Annotated in this window: 19 protein-coding genes and 1 pseudogene; 13 read left to right on the plus strand and 7 right to left on the minus strand. The window is 38.8% G+C overall.

The annotated features are described in order from the left end of the window. The first annotated feature begins 41 nt into the window (after positions 1 to 41). Entirely contained in the window at positions 42 to 518 is a 477-nt protein-coding gene (locus IPK31_04055; GenBank protein MBK8087179.1) for a hypothetical protein, read from the plus strand. A 43-nt stretch (positions 519 to 561) separates the two neighbouring features. Further along, positions 562 to 1585: pseudogene (locus tag IPK31_04060) on the plus strand (membrane dipeptidase). Positions 1586 to 1587: 2 nt separating this feature from the next. Here IPK31_04060 and IPK31_04065 read toward each other — a convergent pair. From IPK31_04065 to ffh, 4 genes are all read right to left on the minus strand, one after another. Continuing rightward, positions 1588 to 2430 carry an alpha/beta hydrolase gene (locus tag IPK31_04065; protein MBK8087180.1) on the minus strand — a complete coding sequence of 281 codons (843 nt, stop codon included), beginning with the start codon at positions 2428 to 2430 and terminating at the stop codon, positions 1588 to 1590. A 69-nt stretch (positions 2431 to 2499) separates the two neighbouring features. Then, positions 2500 to 3018 (minus strand): 16S rRNA processing protein RimM, encoded by a 519-nt coding sequence (gene rimM, locus IPK31_04070; protein MBK8087181.1) that lies wholly within the window; start codon positions 3016 to 3018, stop codon positions 2500 to 2502. Between the two features lie 261 nt (positions 3019 to 3279). Further along, on the minus strand, positions 3280 to 3747 hold the full coding sequence (rpsP, locus tag IPK31_04075; protein ID MBK8087182.1) for a 30S ribosomal protein S16: 468 nt from the start codon (positions 3745 to 3747) through the stop codon (positions 3280 to 3282). Positions 3748 to 3849: 102 nt separating this feature from the next. After that, positions 3850 to 5178 carry a signal recognition particle protein gene (ffh, locus tag IPK31_04080; protein MBK8087183.1) on the minus strand — a complete coding sequence of 443 codons (1329 nt, stop codon included), beginning with the start codon at positions 5176 to 5178 and terminating at the stop codon, positions 3850 to 3852. Between the two features lie 183 nt (positions 5179 to 5361). Here ffh and IPK31_04085 point away from each other — a divergent pair, with 183 nt between their 5' ends. The 5 genes from IPK31_04085 to IPK31_04105 all read left to right on the plus strand — a co-directional run bounded on the left by IPK31_04085 (position 5362) and on the right by IPK31_04105 (position 7770). Then, on the plus strand, positions 5362 to 5832 hold the full coding sequence (locus tag IPK31_04085) for a hypothetical protein (GenBank protein MBK8087184.1): 471 nt from the start codon (positions 5362 to 5364) through the stop codon (positions 5830 to 5832). Between the two features lie 83 nt (positions 5833 to 5915). Beyond that, on the plus strand, positions 5916 to 6653 hold the full coding sequence (locus tag IPK31_04090; protein MBK8087185.1) for a glycosyltransferase family 2 protein: 738 nt from the start codon (positions 5916 to 5918) through the stop codon (positions 6651 to 6653). A 43-nt stretch (positions 6654 to 6696) separates the two neighbouring features. Further along, positions 6697 to 7032, plus strand: coding sequence for a hypothetical protein (locus IPK31_04095; GenBank protein ID MBK8087186.1), 336 nt, complete (start codon positions 6697 to 6699; stop codon positions 7030 to 7032). Between the two features lie 137 nt (positions 7033 to 7169). Then, a complete protein-coding gene (locus IPK31_04100; protein ID MBK8087187.1) occupies positions 7170 to 7463 on the plus strand; it encodes a hypothetical protein in 294 nt (97 codons plus the stop codon). Then, complete coding sequence (locus IPK31_04105; protein ID MBK8087188.1) at positions 7447 to 7770, plus strand: hypothetical protein; 324 nt, start codon at positions 7447 to 7449, stop codon at positions 7768 to 7770. Before IPK31_04100 ends, IPK31_04105 begins: the two co-directional genes overlap by 17 nt. A gap of 41 nt (positions 7771 to 7811) precedes the next feature. Here the strand turns inward: IPK31_04105 and IPK31_04110 are convergent, their stop codons facing one another. Together IPK31_04110 and IPK31_04115 are read right to left on the minus strand one after the other, a co-directional pair. Beyond that, entirely contained in the window at positions 7812 to 9446 is a 1635-nt protein-coding gene (locus IPK31_04110; protein MBK8087189.1) for a glycosyltransferase family 39 protein, read from the minus strand. 106 nt (positions 9447 to 9552) lie between these two features. After that, entirely contained in the window at positions 9553 to 10419 is an 867-nt protein-coding gene (locus IPK31_04115) for an RNA polymerase sigma factor RpoD/SigA (protein MBK8087190.1), read from the minus strand. Between the two features lie 317 nt (positions 10420 to 10736). Between IPK31_04115 and IPK31_04120 the strand changes: the two genes are divergently transcribed. After that, the gene (locus tag IPK31_04120; GenBank protein MBK8087191.1) at positions 10737 to 11120 is read left to right on the plus strand and encodes an ATPase; all 384 of its coding nucleotides are present in this window, start codon (positions 10737 to 10739) and stop codon (positions 11118 to 11120) included. Positions 11121 to 11354: 234 nt separating this feature from the next. On the opposite strand, the gene IPK31_04125 is transcribed toward IPK31_04120, so the two are convergent. Then, positions 11355 to 11711 (minus strand): hypothetical protein, encoded by a 357-nt coding sequence (locus IPK31_04125; GenBank protein ID MBK8087192.1) that lies wholly within the window; start codon positions 11709 to 11711, stop codon positions 11355 to 11357. A 12-nt stretch (positions 11712 to 11723) separates the two neighbouring features. Between IPK31_04125 and IPK31_04130 the strand changes: the two genes are divergently transcribed. From IPK31_04130 to IPK31_04150, 5 genes are all read left to right on the plus strand, one after another. After that, entirely contained in the window at positions 11724 to 13154 is a 1431-nt protein-coding gene (locus IPK31_04130; GenBank protein MBK8087193.1) for an LptF/LptG family permease, read from the plus strand. A gap of 44 nt (positions 13155 to 13198) precedes the next feature. Further along, on the plus strand, positions 13199 to 13948 hold the full coding sequence (locus tag IPK31_04135) for a superoxide dismutase (GenBank protein ID MBK8087194.1): 750 nt from the start codon (positions 13199 to 13201) through the stop codon (positions 13946 to 13948). Between the two features lie 85 nt (positions 13949 to 14033). Continuing rightward, a complete protein-coding gene (locus IPK31_04140) occupies positions 14034 to 14561 on the plus strand; it encodes a hypothetical protein (GenBank protein ID MBK8087195.1) in 528 nt (175 codons plus the stop codon). Further along, positions 14558 to 14845 carry a hypothetical protein gene (locus IPK31_04145; protein MBK8087196.1) on the plus strand — a complete coding sequence of 96 codons (288 nt, stop codon included), beginning with the start codon at positions 14558 to 14560 and terminating at the stop codon, positions 14843 to 14845. The genes IPK31_04140 and IPK31_04145 overlap by 4 nt, the downstream gene beginning before the upstream one ends. After that, the gene (locus IPK31_04150; protein MBK8087197.1) at positions 14812 to 15504 is read left to right on the plus strand and encodes a hypothetical protein; all 693 of its coding nucleotides are present in this window, start codon (positions 14812 to 14814) and stop codon (positions 15502 to 15504) included. The genes IPK31_04145 and IPK31_04150 overlap by 34 nt, the downstream gene beginning before the upstream one ends. Positions 15505 to 15529: the final 25 nt, after the last annotated feature.

Genomic DNA, 15529 nt, shown 5'->3' on the forward strand with positions numbered 1-15529 from the left:
AACTATCTGAGAATTTGTTATCTTGAAATATAATTTACCATATGAATCTCGACTGGCTCAAAAGCGGCATAGCACCTTTAGATAACCTCATCTCCTTTCTGCACAAGCAATCAAAAACAAATGATGTGCTGAAGAAGCAGGTGCTGATGGAACTGCGGAACAATCTCAACATCTTCAAGAATGCTTACATGAATGAAGTATCGCCTGACACAGTGATTGATCTGCTGAGCAATGATGCCATCCAGGATGGAGTTAAAAATAATTTCACTTTCAAAAAATTAAAAGCAGGAGGTATTGAACCCTATCATGTCTTTGATGACCGCAATAAAAAATACATCGGCTGGACAGCTGAAAAACTCATTGATAAGATTGATGAAAAAATTGTGGAGCTGAAACTCCTGAAAAAGATGAACAAGGGTTCGGTTGAAAAACTGAAGAACAATGTACCACTCATGATCAGCAATTTATATTACAGGATGAAGCTTCTGGCAGATTTCATTAAAAGCGATTTTAAATAATTTTTTATACATCCTAAACCAAATTGTTTCAATACCCCCTGCCATGTTAAAAAAAATTCTCATTACCATCCTTGTTATTCTTTCAATTGCTTCCATCATTTTTTTTGGCTTTGTACCGGGCTATATTGATAAATCGAAAAACACGGTAGCATTGAAAGTCGTTAATCCTGAAAAACAGAACTGGTACGATTCTATTCCTTTTATTGCCGATCTGCATTGCGATGAATTACTGTGGGATAGAAATCTTTTGAAAGAGCACAGCTACGGCCATGTAGATCTTCCACGTATGTTAAAAGCAAATATGGCAATGCAGGTGTTTACTATTGTAATATGCATCTGCTGCAAAATCAAACGGACAGTTTCGTGTTATTACCAGCAAAGCAACTTTGCAGCAATTCATCACCGACAGAAAAACAAACCGCAACATCAGTTCCGGCATGCTGGGTATTGAAGGAGCTCATTGTTTGAATAAGGATATCAATAATCTATATAAAGTATATGCTGCCGGTGTTCGCTATATCGGTCTTGCACATTTTTTCGATAACGAATGGGCAGGCTCGGCACATGGTATGAAAAAATGGGGACTTACAGCAGCAGGTAAAACACTTGTTCAAAAAATGGATAGCCTGCATATTGTTATTGACCTTGCACATGCATCACCCAAAACAATTGATGATGTACTGGCTTTTACCAACAGCCCTGTAATAGTTTCGCATACAGGTGTGCGGGGAGTTTGCAAAAACACGAGAAATTTATCAGATGCACATTTGGTAGCTATTGGCAAACGAAACGGCTTGGTGGGAATTGGTTTTTGGGAAACAGCGGTATGCGGTTCTGATGCAACAGCTACAGCAAAAAGCATTCGCTATGTTGCTGATAAAATTGGTGTAGATAAAGTGGCACTGGGTTCAGATTTTGATGGAGCCATTGGTTCTCATTTCGATGTAACAGGTTTGCCACTGATTGTAAATGCCTTACTGAAAGAAGGCTTCAGCAGAACAGAAATTGAAATGATCATGGGAGGAAATGTGAGAGATTTCTTTTTGAGAAATTTACCAGCGAATTAAAATTACTTCTTTTCAGCAAAAATCTCAAACGCATTAGACACTGCCTGGTGAAAAATATTGGCATGCTTCTTCCCTTTTATAAAATCAAAACTGGCAATGATATTTTTTCTGCCCCCATTATTGATCAGTTCAAATAAATGTTTTGCATCCTCTTCCATTACTTTGCCTTCTTCACCAACTGCAATGTAAATTCTCGTTTGTTCTTTATAGTTTTCATTCAGCAATGCAGGATTCACCTTCAGCAGCGATTCAACATCCCACCATAAACTCGGGCTTACAATTACATAGCTGTTAAACAGATTTGGTTGCTTGAATAAAATTTCTGTTGCCAGTAACCCACCCAGCGATTGCCCGATCAGCATTTTTGAAGCAGTTGTTTTGTACTTCTTCTCAACAAACGGCTGCAGTTCTTTTTCAATGAAGCTGATAAATTTTGCAGAGGACCCTGTTGTAGGGAAATCTGCTTTGTCCTTGCTGATTGTTGTTGGGAATGTAAAATCTCTTCTTCGGTCAACATTGGCAATGCCAACAACAATCGACTTGGGCAAAATATTCACCCATGAAAATGTTGCAAACTGAACCAGTCCAACAACATGAATAAAATCTTCATCAGCCGATCCATCAAGCAAATAAATTACGGGGTAAGAAGAATCAGCATGAAAACCTTCAGGCAAATAAATATTCAGTGTTCTTGTTTCCTTCAGTTCATTTGAATACAATTGTTTGATAACACCCAGCGGAAAAACTTCGTCGGCAGGAAGCTTTGAATCAGGCTTTGTTTGTGCAACTGCTGTAGTTGAGAAAAATAAGAAGAGAAAATAAAAAAGAAAACTCCGATACTGCATAAATGGAAGACTTAAGATTAATAAAACCTGAAACAACATGTGTCAGACGCTCTTCGGGACGTCAGACACTCAGCCCAAATAAACATCCAGTAATCCATCGGGCAATTCTACCACTACCTGTTTCTTTTTATGATTGATTGTTCGAATCGTTTCTTCATGCAGCGGTATCAATACTTCCTTGCCTTCAATTTCAAGTCTGCATAAAATCTGCAGCGGCTGTTCAATCACTTCCAGCACATTACCTAATTCCTTTTTACCATCAATCATTAAATAACCTATCAATGAAATGGGTGCTGCTTTCCCTGCGTGCTTGTGAAAATCTTCTTCACGCAGCCATACTTTCTTAGGTGAAATAGTTTTGGCAGCTTCCTTTGTTGTAATACCATCAACCGTTAAATATACTTCCGCATCGTTCTTAATCTTGGTTGCTTTGATGAAGTAAGGAAGAAATTTGTCTTTCCCTTCTTCTATGAACAACACTTCCAATCCTTTGAGTGAAGTCTTTTTTCCAAGATTGTGTTTGAGCACCACTTCCCCGTTTAATCCGAATGTGCCTACAATTTGTCCGATGCTGAAGTATTGTTCCATTTTGCAAATATAAAGACCAATGCCCCTAAATCCCCTAAAGGGGACTTGCCATTACACAGCCCTTACTTGTTTGAGGATAAAAAGAAATTCAAGTTCTCTGACATTTGATGAACAAAGTACAAATGCTGAAGTGGGAGAACAACCTGTTTGTAATGTGAGGATGTACCGTCCCTTCTCTACCGGAGAAGGGAAAGAAGGATGAGGCCGCCAAAAAAAATCCCCCGAATAATCGAGGGATCTTTTATCAAGAGTAATATTTAATTATTCTCCTTGAGCTGGCGCTTCACCTTCGGGTTTCCTTGGTGTTGGCGTGTAAGGCCGGCGTTGGTAGTTACCACCACTGCGACTTTGAAAACGGCTACGGCGTGCTTCATCTCTTTTCTTAGCTTCAGCAGCTTCGTGCTCAACATGCCATGCCTGGAATTTCTCCATAGCAGCAGCCTGATCGAACAAACCGAGAGTTACACCACGTAACAAATGTTTCAGGTACAATACACCTTTGGTAGAAAGGATTTTGCGAACTGTATCAGTTGGCTGTGCTCCTTTCGTTAACCATTCCAGTGCTTTCTGACGATCGATCTGGATCACAGCAGGCTCTGTAACAGGATTGTAAGTACCAATTTTCTGAATGAATTTTCCATCTCTTGGGGCTCTTGCGTCGGCCACTACGATGAAATAGAAGGGTCTCTTCTTAGACCCGTGTCTTTGCAGTCGGATTTTAACTGGCATCGTAAATTAAAATTTAAATGCGTGAATAATTAGGTTATCTTAAATAAGGACTGCAAAAATAATGGCTCAGCACCAAACTTCCAACGCAAAAAATATTAAATTTTATTTACGGCCCAAACCAGGCATCATACGGCCCCCCATGGGCATTTTATTCATCATTCCCATCATCTGCTTCATTTGCTCAAACTGTTTCATGAACGCATTCACTTCTGCAATATCCTTACCACAGCCCTTCGCAATGCGTTTGCGGCGGCTCTGATCAATTAAATCAGGATTACTTCTTTCCTGCGGAGTCATGGAGCCAATGATCGCTTCTACGCCTTTGAATGAATCATCGCTTATGTCCACATCTTTCATTGCCTTGCCCATTCCGGGTATCATGCCCATCAGATCTTTCAGGTTACCCATTTTTTTGATCTGCTCCAGTTGTTTCCTGAAATCTTCAAAATCAAACTGGTTCTTGCGGATCTTCTTTTCTAATTTCTTTGCTTCCTCTTCATCATACTGCGCCTGTGCCTTCTCCACCAATGATGTAATATCACCCATTCCGAGAATACGCTGGGCCATACGTTCTGGATAAAACACATCCAGTGTTTCCATTTTTTCACCACTGCTTACAAACTTAATGGGTTTGTTTACTGTGTATTTGATGGAAAGCGCCGCACCACCTCTTGTATCGCCATCTAATTTCGTTAACACAACACCGGTAAAATTCAGCCGGTCATTGAACGATTTAGCCGTATTGACTGCATCCTGCCCGGTCATGCTATCCACCACAAACAAAATCTCGTTCGGGTTCACGGCGGCTTTGATGTCGGCAACTTCCTTCATCAGCACTTCATCAATCGCTAAACGGCCGGCAGTATCGATGATAACTACATTTTTATTTTTTGCTTTAGCTTCTTTGATAGCATTCCGAACAATATCAACCGCATCTTTATTTTCCCTTTCGCTGTAAATATCTACACCAATCTGTCCTGCCAACACCGTCAACTGATCAATCGCCGCCGGGCGATAGATATCTGCTGCCACCAGCAAGGGTGACTTCCCTTTCTGTGTTTTGAGATAATTGGCCAGTTTACCACTGAAGGTTGTTTTACCACTACCCTGCAAACCAGCGATAAGAATCACTGCCGGTGCGCCTTTAATGTCGAGTTCACTTTCTGAACCGCCCATCAGTTCCGTGAGTTCATCCTGCACAATTTTCACCATCTGCTGACCGGGATTCACCGCCAGCAACACTTTAGCGCCCATAGCCTTGTCCTTTACCGTATCGGTAAACTCTTTGGCAATTTTATAGTTCACATCCGCATCAACCAATGCACGACGGATATCTTTAACCGTTGCTGCAATATTAAGTTCGGTAATGCGGCCTTCGCCCTTAATATTTTTAAACGCACTCTCTAAACGTTCTGATAAATTTTGAAACATATTCCACTTTATTTCGGGTTGCAAATGTAAGCAAAGATGCTGAAGGTTGTCGAGGTAGACTTTTACTCGATAACCCATATCCGATTACAGATAGGAATTCATTATTGCTTATAAAAAGGTTCAAAATGTGGTCAATATAACTTCATTTAAAGAAGATAAGATTTATACTTTTATGCTCGAATTATGACAAAACTATCAATAAGAATAAAATATTTCAGCTCAATACTTTACATACTCAGCTTGTTGGGCTGTAGTTTTCCTTCAAGAAATGCTAACAAAATTTATTCTGACGTATTTGGCAAAGCTGACGCAAAATGCTTACAGTTTATAAAATACAGGGATGCAAGAGCCCTTGATGATTGCTGTGTTTGGCTATACTTTAAAACCTGTCCTTCTGAGCTAGAAAGAATTCTGTCCTTTGGAGATTATGAGAAAACAATTGTTTATAAGAACATACTTCAAATTTCTTACCCAGATTCAACCAAAATTGATGAGTCAATGATATCAAGCGATCCTCCCAATTGGTGGAAACCTACACGTCTTGGTGATTCCTGTATAAAATTTGAATACAAAACCCCTGATAAAGATTTTATTCAGTTTATCTATGCCTCAATGGACAGCACGGTAGTTTATTATTATGATGCGAGTTATTAGTACTCAATAATTTCCCTTCTCAATATCACTTTGACCTCTGCGGCCAATCTTCTACCTTTGCCCCCTCAAAAAAGCTTCACCGCATGTTCAACAACAAGAAAGTAGTCGTGGTTTTGCCAGCTTACAACGCAGCAAAAACCTTAGAGGTCACCTACAATGAAATCCCTTTTGATATTGTGGATGAAGTGGTATTGGTTGATGATGCCAGTAAAGATGAAACCGTACAGAAAGCAAAAGAACTGGGCATTAAGCATATTGTAAGCCATGAAAAGAATAAAGGTTACGGCGGCAACCAGAAAAGCTGTTACAAAAAAGCACTGGAGCTGGGTGGTGATATTGTGATCATGCTTCACCCCGATTATCAATATACACCGCAGCTGATTCATGCAATGGTGAGTATTATCGGTAACAATGTTTACCCGGTAGTATTCGGCAGCCGTATTTTAGGGAACGGTGCATTGAAAGGTGGAATGCCGATTTATAAATATATTGCCAACCGTTTTTTAACTCTCTCTCAGAATTTATTACTCAATCAAAAATTGTCAGAGTACCATACAGGATACAGGGCGTTCAGCAAAGAAGTATTAGAAAGCATCAAATTTGAAGCCTGTAATGATGATTTTGTGTTTGACAATGAAATGGCTGCACAGATATTTTACAAAGGATTTGAAATTGGCGAAGTAACCTGTCCCACCAAATATTTTGAAGAAGCCAGCAGCATCAACTTCAGCCGAAGTATGAAATACGGATTGGGCTGTTTGCAGGTTTCCCTTGTGTACCGCCTCTGCAAATGGGGGTTGATGAAGAGTAAGCTCTATTAATGCTTTGCTTTTTCATTTTGTGTGATTACTTTAGAGCTGCAAAATGAAACAATGCCTTTCCATATTATTCCTTTCCCTCTTCTTCCTTTCTCAATATGGAAAGATGCTTGCCTATATGGAATGCCGTATTACAGCAGCCATCGAATCAAAAACAGATTGCGATTGCGGTAATACCCTTCAAACAGCAGATACAGATCAGAACTCTTCACAACCAATACATCAGCATCACCTGAAAAATTATACAGAAGAATTTTTCGATCATGAATGGCTGGTCAAGGAAGAAATGCCCGGCAGAAACAATCTTCTCTTCACAATACTATTCAAACAGGATCAATTGCCGGGCTATCTTCAGGGTATCCTTCAGCCCCCACGCTGTTAAGTAATTATTTACTCATTTGGTGTACACAATGGAATTTTTCATTGTGCATGCTTCGTTGTTCTGTATCACCATTTGACTCTTATCTACTGATAAGTGCATACTTATGCACGCCATTTTTTACTTCATAATTTATTGAAATGAAATCAATCTTCATATCCATACTGTTTGCAGTTGCCGCAAACTATTTAGCTGCCCAGCCGCTTAATCAAAAAACAAAAGACCGCAACGGAAACGAAATGCTAATTGGCTGTTGTACCAGGGAGGCATTATTAATGGACCCTTTTACAACATGGTTTGTTCCAAATTACAATAATTATAAAGTTGACACTGCAGTTGCTGACGAGATTAAAAAAATATCGGCAATAAACAGTTCCTGCTTTTTCTTGGCACATGGTGTGGCGACAGCAAAAGGAAGTGCCACGTCTTTTTAAACTATTTGATTACTGCAATGTAAAACCTGAACAGATTAAACTGGTGCTGGTAAGTAATCATGACAGTGCATATAAACAAAGTCCCACTCATGAAGAAAAGGGAATGAATATATTACGGGTACCTACTTTGATCGTTATTGAAAACAACAAAGAAATCAACCGCATTGTAGAAAGTCCCATTGAAAACCTGGAGAAGGATCTGCTGAAAATTTTATCGGGAAAACCATATCTGTCTAACTATGCAGATTTTCAAAGTATCCTCTACGGCAATCCATTTCCCAGCTTAAAAAATTCAATAACTCGGTAAGTAAATAAGAAGCCGCATCAAATGATGCGGCTTCTTTCAACTTATTTTCGTTTGTAAAACACGAACCCGTTTTTCTCATACAATACCTGCAGCACATCTCCGTGATCCTTCATCACCTGCTCTTTAAATGTGTTTTTACTGATGAAGTATGTGGGCTTATCAACCGCACCTGTAAGCAACCAGTTTTCATCTTTTGCTTCCTTCCTGTTACCGGGCTTTGCTTTTGTATAGAAATATTGTGCATAGCTTTTATAACCCAGTGTACGCACATACACATCCTTTCCTTCCAAGCTTTGGTAAAACTCTATTGCCGCATTTTGAGAATACTGTTCAATACGTGGCGCAAATAATGTGAGCAGTACCTGCATGGCAGCAATACAGGCAATTAATAAAGTAAAGAATGCACGCTGAAATTTCTTTTGCTGTATCCAGATAAACACAGCAATCATTGCAAGTAAAAATAATATGCCCGGTATCATCAGTGTATAATTCCAATCTACATCAGCCTGCATATTGGCCAGCGCAAATGGATCTTTCTGCAGCAATGGTTTCAGCCACTGAATGTTTTTCCCAATTAATGGCAATGCAATAAACAATACACTCCAGATCAAACCAAGAAACAGCAACCCGAACTTCTGCCAGTTTTTTATCTGGGCTGTACGGTTAACAATACCATATACTGTTGCTGCAGCTAAATATCCTATTGGCAAATATGTAAAGGATGAGTAGTGAACAATTTTCGTTTTCACAATCGTAAACACAACCATAATCACAATGAAAGATGCAATCATCAGTTTTCGGAAAATCTGCTGACGGGTATTTTCATGAATTTGATTCTTATAGCGGAAGATGAGCAATGATGCAGGGAAGCATCCAATTAACACAACTACAAAATGATACAGTAAGAAACCACCATGTCCTGCATCCTCCGTTTTTGCCAGGCGAAGCTGGTAAGTAATAAATTCATTTACAAACCACCAGCCGTGCTGTGCAATCTCTAATCCAAACCAGAGCATTGTTACTGCAATAACAGCAAGTCCCCACCACAAATAATGTTTCAATGCAGCCAATCCTTTACCACGGTTAAAGAAAAGAAACAACCCATAAGTAAGTAATACAACCATCATTGCAACCGGTCCCTTTGTTAAAATTCCCAAGCCGGTAAACAAAGCAGAAAGCAATAAAGGCTTCAGTATTTTTTTTCGCTCTTCTTTTGCAGCTAAAAAACTTCCAAGGAAATAAATGCCGAGGAAAATAAACAGATTAAACCAGGGATCAATAATGCCGCTTTTGAAATACATATGCGGCAGAAAGGTTCCCGCATAAATCAGCACCCACCAGAAAGCGAACTGTTCATTGTGCAATCTTCTGCCGAGGGAAAACAAAACCAGTAAGGTAAGAATACCACAAACAGCGTTAGGTAAACGGGCAGCAAATTCATTTACTCCAAACACTTTCATACTTACCACCTGCATCCAGAAAAATAAAGGTGGCTTTTCCCAGAAAGGTTCGTAGTTAATCTGCACCTGCATGTAATTATCAGTAGAAATCATTTCTCTTGCACTCTCGGCAAAATTGATTTCATCCCAGTCAAAGAGATGTACTTTTCCCAATGAATGAAAAAATAAAATAGATGCTGCTGCAAGAATAACTAAATAAGATACGAGCCTGTTCATGTTGGTAACGAAGGTAAAAGAAACGCAAAAGTATAAACTGATTGCTCATGAAAATAAAAAACCGGAAGTAAATATCTTACTTCCGGTTATTCTACAACTATGAACATCAGCCCAGATAACCTTTTAAAAGTTTACAGCGACTGCTCGTTTTTAACTTACTGATGGCCTTATCCTTGATTTGCCTTACACGCTCTCTCGTAAGATTGAAACGCTCCCCAATATCTTCCAGGCTCAGCGGATGATCGACCCCGATTCCAAAAAAGAAACGGATTACCTCCTGCTGGCGTTCAGTTAATGTTTTAAGTGAACGGGATATTTCTGTTTGTAATGATTGATTGTGGTCGAGTTCGCCATCTGTTGCTTCTGCATTGGGGTTTTCCAATACATCCATTAATGTATTCTCTTCGCCATCAGACAATGGTGAATCCATGCTCACATGCCTGGCCGATACACCTAAAGTAGAAGAAACCTCTTCAATTTCAATTTCAAGTAAAGTGGCTAACTCTTCTGCGGATGGTTCCCTTTCATACTCCTGTTCTAACTGAGAAAAAGCTTTGTTGATACGGTTTGTAAGCCCAACTTTATTAAGCGGCAAACGTACAATTCTTGATTGTTCTGCCAATGCCTGCAGTATGCTCTGGCGAATCCACCAAACAGCATAAGAAATAAATTTAAAGCCCCTTGTTTCATCAAAACGCTGGGCAGCTTTAATCAATCCTAAATTTCCTTCATTAATTAAATCGGGTAATGACAGACCTTGATTCTGGTATTGTTTTGCAACTGAAACTACAAAGCGAAGATTTGCTTTGGTTAAACGGTCGAGAGCCCGTTGGTCTCCCTGTTTAATCCTTATAGCCAGTTGTACTTCTTCTTCCGGCGTGATTAGTTCTACCTTCCCTATCTCCTGAAGGTATTTTTCAAGACTTTGCGATTCACGGTTCGTGATCGATTTTGTGATTTTGAGTTGGCGCATGCTCATAAGCTTTGGTTTAAGGTTATTGTAGTGGTTTCATGGTTCGGAAAGCAAAAACACACGGGCAGTAATCAATCACAAACAAAAAACATTACTATTACCTGCGTATTAAGGCTTTTTATAAACAATTGAATTTAACATTTATTGCCAGATCCGCCAAAAAAAAGCCCCATCTGGCTTGATTTTACTACTAAAAGAGTATTGTCTGTTTAACAAAAAGAAAGACTATCTTAAACAAGAATAAAATATTAAAAATTTTGATTCCTCCATTATTTTTATATTATTGCATCTAATCAGAAGGTGAACCAGCAAAACAAATGAGTAAAAAAGTTTTATACACGTTAGAGTTTCCCGTTAAATGCTCGCCAGGAATTTTATTTGAATTTTTATCAAGCCCCTCAGGATTACAGGAATGGTTTGCAGATAAAGTTGATGAAAGAGATGGAATTTATTCTTTTAACTGGGAAGGATCAGAAGACAAAGCAGAGTTAATGGAAAGTGAGGAAAATAAATTTATCCGTTACCGTTGGGTACACTCTCCAAAGGATGAATACTTTGAATTCCGGATTGAAAAAACAGAAATTTCCAACCAGACAATTCTGTTGATCAAAGATTTTGCCGATAAAAAAGAAATTAAAGATCAAAGCCGTTTATGGGAATACCAGATCAAAGATCTGTTTCATCGTATTGGCAGTAATTAATCTGCCAGTATCTGCATGTATTGATCAAATACTTTCTTCAGAAAATCTTCCGCACTATCCCAGTCATTCAAATCAAGTTTGTAAGCAAGCTTCAGTACTTTTTGTTCCTGAGTGCAGCAGCATCTGTTAACTGCACAGGGTTCATATTTGTATGTTCAAAATGATGTATCCATTCCTCATCGGTATAATTAATCCATGCATTGCTTAATTCGCCGTTACTGATTGCAGCAGCAATTACCTGTTCAAACTGTTCTTTGTATTTTCCTTTGAGATGCAGTGTAATGCTGAAAAAATTTCCCCACCAGAAAAAGTACGGATGGCAAAAACATCCTCTTTGCTGAAACAACGGGGATAATCGAGCATAACATAAGGAAGACCTTCATAATTTTCTCCCTTTGAAATTTTTGGAGGTATTTCATTTATGGCTGAAGGCAATTGCTGCAGAACCGTATTGGATTGCCATGTTTCACTTAACTCACCAAATAATACAAAGAGCTTCTGAATGATATTGTTCTTTGTTAAAATCCAACTGGCATCTGTTACCAGTTGCTTCTCAAAAGCTGAAAGACTTACATTTGCTGAACCCGTCATAAAAAAGAAACAGTGATTAAAAAGTTAGACAAACTTATTATAAAAGCATTTATCGGACCGTTTCTGGCTACCTTCCTTATTGCACTGTTTATCCTCGTTTTACAGTTTTTCTGGCTTTATATTGATGATTTTGTAGGAAAGGGCATTGATCTGTTTACTTTAGTTCAGTTTATTGCCTATGTAAGTACAACACTTGTTCCTCTTTCTTTACCATTAGCCATCCTGCTTTCATCTATCATGACTTTTGGTAATCTTGGCGAAACCTTTGAACTGGTTGCAATTAAAAGTGCAGGCATCCCCTTAATACGGTTTATGCGGCCAGTGTTTATTTTATCAGGGTTGCTCGGAATTGTAGCTTTTGCATTTGCCAATTATGTTATACCTGTTGCAGAATTAAAAATGCGCACTCTGTTGTATGATATTCGTGTTGCCAAACCTGCTTTCGATATTAAGGAAGGCATCTTCTATAAAAAGCTCGATGGCTATACCATTAAGATTGGCCACAAAGAACAGGACTCGATTATACATAACGTTGTTATTTATGAAAGCAGTTATACCCTTCAGGATAATATCATCCTGGCTGATAAAGGAACCATGACTATTTCACCCGATCAGCGGTTTTTATATTTCAACCTTGAGAATGGATGGCGTTACCAGGAAAAAGGAAATGCCGGCACCATTGAAACAGATTATTACCGCCTTGGTTTTAAAGAATATAAAAAAGTATTTGACCTCAGTTCGTTTAAATTAACCAAGACTGCTGACTCAACCTTTAAGAGTTATTACAAAATGCTCAGTCTTAGCCAGCTTTCGACTGTTGTTGACTCTCTGAAAAAGTTAACAGTCAATTCCGGCATAAAAGCAAAGCGTGATATTGAACCTCTTTTTCCATTGCAGGCTATACCCGACAGCATCTGGAAAAAAGCAAAGCCATTGGCAAAAAAGATAAAAAAAGCTGACGCACTGATTCCCGACAGCCTGAAAAAAACGGTGTACAATTCTTTAGAAATGAAAGTTGCAGGAATCAAAAACCAGGTTGATTACTTATACTATGACTATAATGAACAGAAAAAACAATTGCGGTTGCATGAAGTGGAACGTCATAGAAAGTTCACTTTATCTTTTGCCTGTATTGTTTTGTTTTTGATTGGCGCACCGCTTGGCTCTATTATCCGTAAAGGCGGTCTTGGTTTGCCGCTGGTAATTTCTGTATTCTTTTTTATTGCCTTTCATGTAACCAATACAAGTGGTGAAAAGCTGGTAAAGGAAGATGTGCTGATGCCATTTTCCGGCATGTGGCTATCTACCATGATCCTGATTCCCTTCGGAATTTTCCTCACATGGAAAGCCATGCAGGATTCAAATCTTTTTAACTCAGAATTTTATTACAGGTTCTTACGAAAACTGAAGCTAAGCCGCTTTTTAAAAGAAAAGGTAAAATAGATTTTCAGGAATTGGTCGTAACTTTTCAAATTAAATTTACCAATATGTCAAAACATATTTCACGCCGCAACTTTATCAGTCAATCTGCAAAAACAACAGCAGCATTATCTGTTGCAGGCATCATCAGCAATGATCTGCTTGCCGGTTGTTCACCAGCAAAAACACTTGGTGGTTTTGGAAGTAAAACAGGTTTTGATCAAACTCCTTTGCCCTATGCTTATTCTGCACTGGAACCGGTAATTGATGCGTTGACAATGGAAATTCATTACAGCAAACACGCAGCTGCGTATGCAACCAATGTAAAAGACGCTGCAAAAGCTGAGAATATTGACATGACCAAACCATTGGAGGATGTATTTGGAAAAATTTCAAAATATTCTGCCAAGCTGCGTAATAATGGCGGCGGACATTATAATCATGAACTGTTCTGGAGATGCATGAAAAAAGATGGTGGTGGACAGCCTTCCGGAAAACTCACCGGGCTCATCAATCAATCATTCAACAGTTTTGATGCTTTTAAAACACAATTTGCGGATGCAGGAAAAAACCGTTTTGGCAGCGGATGGGCATGGCTGTATGCAGATAAAGACAAACAACTCCGCATTGGTTCAACACCTAACCAGGATAATCCGTTAATGGATATCAGCGATATTAAAGGAACACCCCTTCTTGGCCTCGATGTTTGGGAACATGCTTACTATCTCAAATATCAAAACAAAAGAGCCGATTACATCAATGCATGGTGGAATGTGGTGAACTGGGACTTTGTTCAGCAACGTTACGAAGCAATTTAACTTTTTTACACATCGTAGTTTTTCCCGCTTTCGGGTATTGCAATTGGTTGCCTGAAACTTTATCTTCATAGCAGAACCAACTGCCATGAAGAGTATTTACTTCGTTATTTTTTTGTTTGCCGGTACAATCATCATGACCGGTATTATGCGCTGGCATGGAAATTCACTCACAAAAACAGCAGGCACTAAAGCAGGTATTGTTGCACTTGAATTTGCAAAAACCAAACAACGGGCCAATGAAATTGCAACCACCTGGAGCAATGCAGGTTTACAGCAGCATGCAATCAACAATACTTATATCGATTTTATTTTCATCTTTTTTTACAGTTTGTTTTTATTCAGTGCTAACTGGTTATTCTCTATCAAACAAAACCCAGTTCTGAAAAAAAATACACAATTGATTGCATTGTTCGGATTAACAGCCGGGTTGCTCGATATTATTGAAAATTTCTTCCTGTTGAAAATGCTTCACCTAAGCATCAGCAACAGCGAAGCATTTATTACCTGGTGGCTGGCAGCTATAAAATTTACACTGGTTGCTATTGCCCTCCTCAGCATATTCATCCATTTAATTCTTCTTCCTTTTCGTAAACCAAAACCTTCATCAATATGAGCACCATTACCATTGCAACCTTCAACTGTGAAAATCTTTTTCGCCGTTTTAAATTCAACGAATCACTTTCAGAAACAAAAATTGACAACTCAATTAAAGATAGTTTTATTATGGATAAAGCCATTTTACAAACCATTACACAAACCGAACGGAAATTAACAGCTGATGCTATCAGAGCAACGAAAGCTGATATTGTGTGTTTGCAGGAAGTGGAAAACATGGACACACTGAAGAATTTTTGTCGACGCATATGTCTTCAGCAGGTTATAAATACCGGATGCTGATTGATGCAAAAGATCCACGTTTTATTGATGTGGCACTCATCAGCAAAATACCATTCGGCAATGTAAAAACACACCAGTTCAGTGAAACTGGAAAAGTGTTTTCAAGAGATTGCCTTGAAGTGGAATTTGATATTGACGGAAAATCATTGACTCTTTTTGTGAATCACTTTAAATCCATGTTCGACAGAAGTAATAAAACACCTGCACAGAAAAGAGCACTTACTGCGCCTAAACGAATTGCACAATGCAAAGCAGTATTGGATATTATCAAAGAAAAATATAAATACACACCGCAAAAAAACAACTGGGTTATTGCAGGCGATCTCAATGATTATCCCGATGATACAACCAGTTTAAAACCCCTGCTCGAAAGTGCATGGATGGAAAATGTTGTGCAGACAAGAATAACAGACCCTGCTGAACAGTGGACACATTTCTGGGACACAACTACTGTTCCGATTGATGAACGTTATAAACAGATCGACTATCTTTTTCTGTCGAAAAGTTTAGCTGATGCAAATCCAACAGCCAACCCTGTGATTGTCAGAAAAGGGATTATTACCAAAGCAACCAAATATACCGGGCCACGCTTTACAGGTGTAACTGATAAACAGGGAGCTTCCGATCATTGCCCTGTTGCTATTACAATCAAAATCTGATTCATCCTTTCAAAACCTTCTCATC

This window comes from Chitinophagaceae bacterium, assembly GCA_016713085.1.
Lineage (GTDB): Bacteria > Bacteroidota > Bacteroidia > Chitinophagales > Chitinophagaceae > Lacibacter.

Excerpts from the sequence above, each read along its gene's own strand:
- IPK31_04065 (MBK8087180.1), bottom strand. The coding sequence starts at position 2,430 with ATGCAGTATCGGAGTTTTCTTTTTTATTTTCTCTTCTTATTTTTCTCA.
- IPK31_04085 (MBK8087184.1), top strand. The coding sequence starts at position 5,362 with ATGACAAAACTATCAATAAGAATAAAATATTTCAGCTCAATACTTTAC.
- IPK31_04115 (MBK8087190.1), bottom strand. The coding sequence starts at position 10,419 with ATGCGCCAACTCAAAATCACAAAATCGATCACGAACCGTGAATCGCAA.
- IPK31_04095 (MBK8087186.1), top strand. The coding sequence starts at position 6,697 with ATGAAACAATGCCTTTCCATATTATTCCTTTCCCTCTTCTTCCTTTCT.
- rimM (MBK8087181.1), bottom strand. The coding sequence starts at position 3,018 with ATGGAACAATACTTCAGCATCGGACAAATTGTAGGCACATTCGGATTA.
- rpsP (MBK8087182.1), bottom strand. The coding sequence starts at position 3,747 with ATGCCAGTTAAAATCCGACTGCAAAGACACGGGTCTAAGAAGAGACCC.
- ffh (MBK8087183.1), bottom strand. The coding sequence starts at position 5,178 with ATGTTTCAAAATTTATCAGAACGTTTAGAGAGTGCGTTTAAAAATATT.
- IPK31_04120 (MBK8087191.1), top strand. The coding sequence starts at position 10,737 with ATGAGTAAAAAAGTTTTATACACGTTAGAGTTTCCCGTTAAATGCTCG.
- IPK31_04150 (MBK8087197.1), top strand. The coding sequence starts at position 14,812 with ATGTCTTCAGCAGGTTATAAATACCGGATGCTGATTGATGCAAAAGAT.
- IPK31_04110 (MBK8087189.1), bottom strand. The coding sequence starts at position 9,446 with ATGAACAGGCTCGTATCTTATTTAGTTATTCTTGCAGCAGCATCTATT.
- IPK31_04145 (MBK8087196.1), top strand. The coding sequence starts at position 14,558 with ATGAGCACCATTACCATTGCAACCTTCAACTGTGAAAATCTTTTTCGC.
- IPK31_04055 (MBK8087179.1), top strand. The coding sequence starts at position 42 with ATGAATCTCGACTGGCTCAAAAGCGGCATAGCACCTTTAGATAACCTC.
- IPK31_04140 (MBK8087195.1), top strand. The coding sequence starts at position 14,034 with ATGAAGAGTATTTACTTCGTTATTTTTTTGTTTGCCGGTACAATCATC.
- IPK31_04125 (MBK8087192.1), bottom strand. The coding sequence starts at position 11,711 with ATGACGGGTTCAGCAAATGTAAGTCTTTCAGCTTTTGAGAAGCAACTG.
- IPK31_04100 (MBK8087187.1), top strand. The coding sequence starts at position 7,170 with ATGAAATCAATCTTCATATCCATACTGTTTGCAGTTGCCGCAAACTAT.
- IPK31_04135 (MBK8087194.1), top strand. The coding sequence starts at position 13,199 with ATGTCAAAACATATTTCACGCCGCAACTTTATCAGTCAATCTGCAAAA.
- IPK31_04090 (MBK8087185.1), top strand. The coding sequence starts at position 5,916 with ATGTTCAACAACAAGAAAGTAGTCGTGGTTTTGCCAGCTTACAACGCA.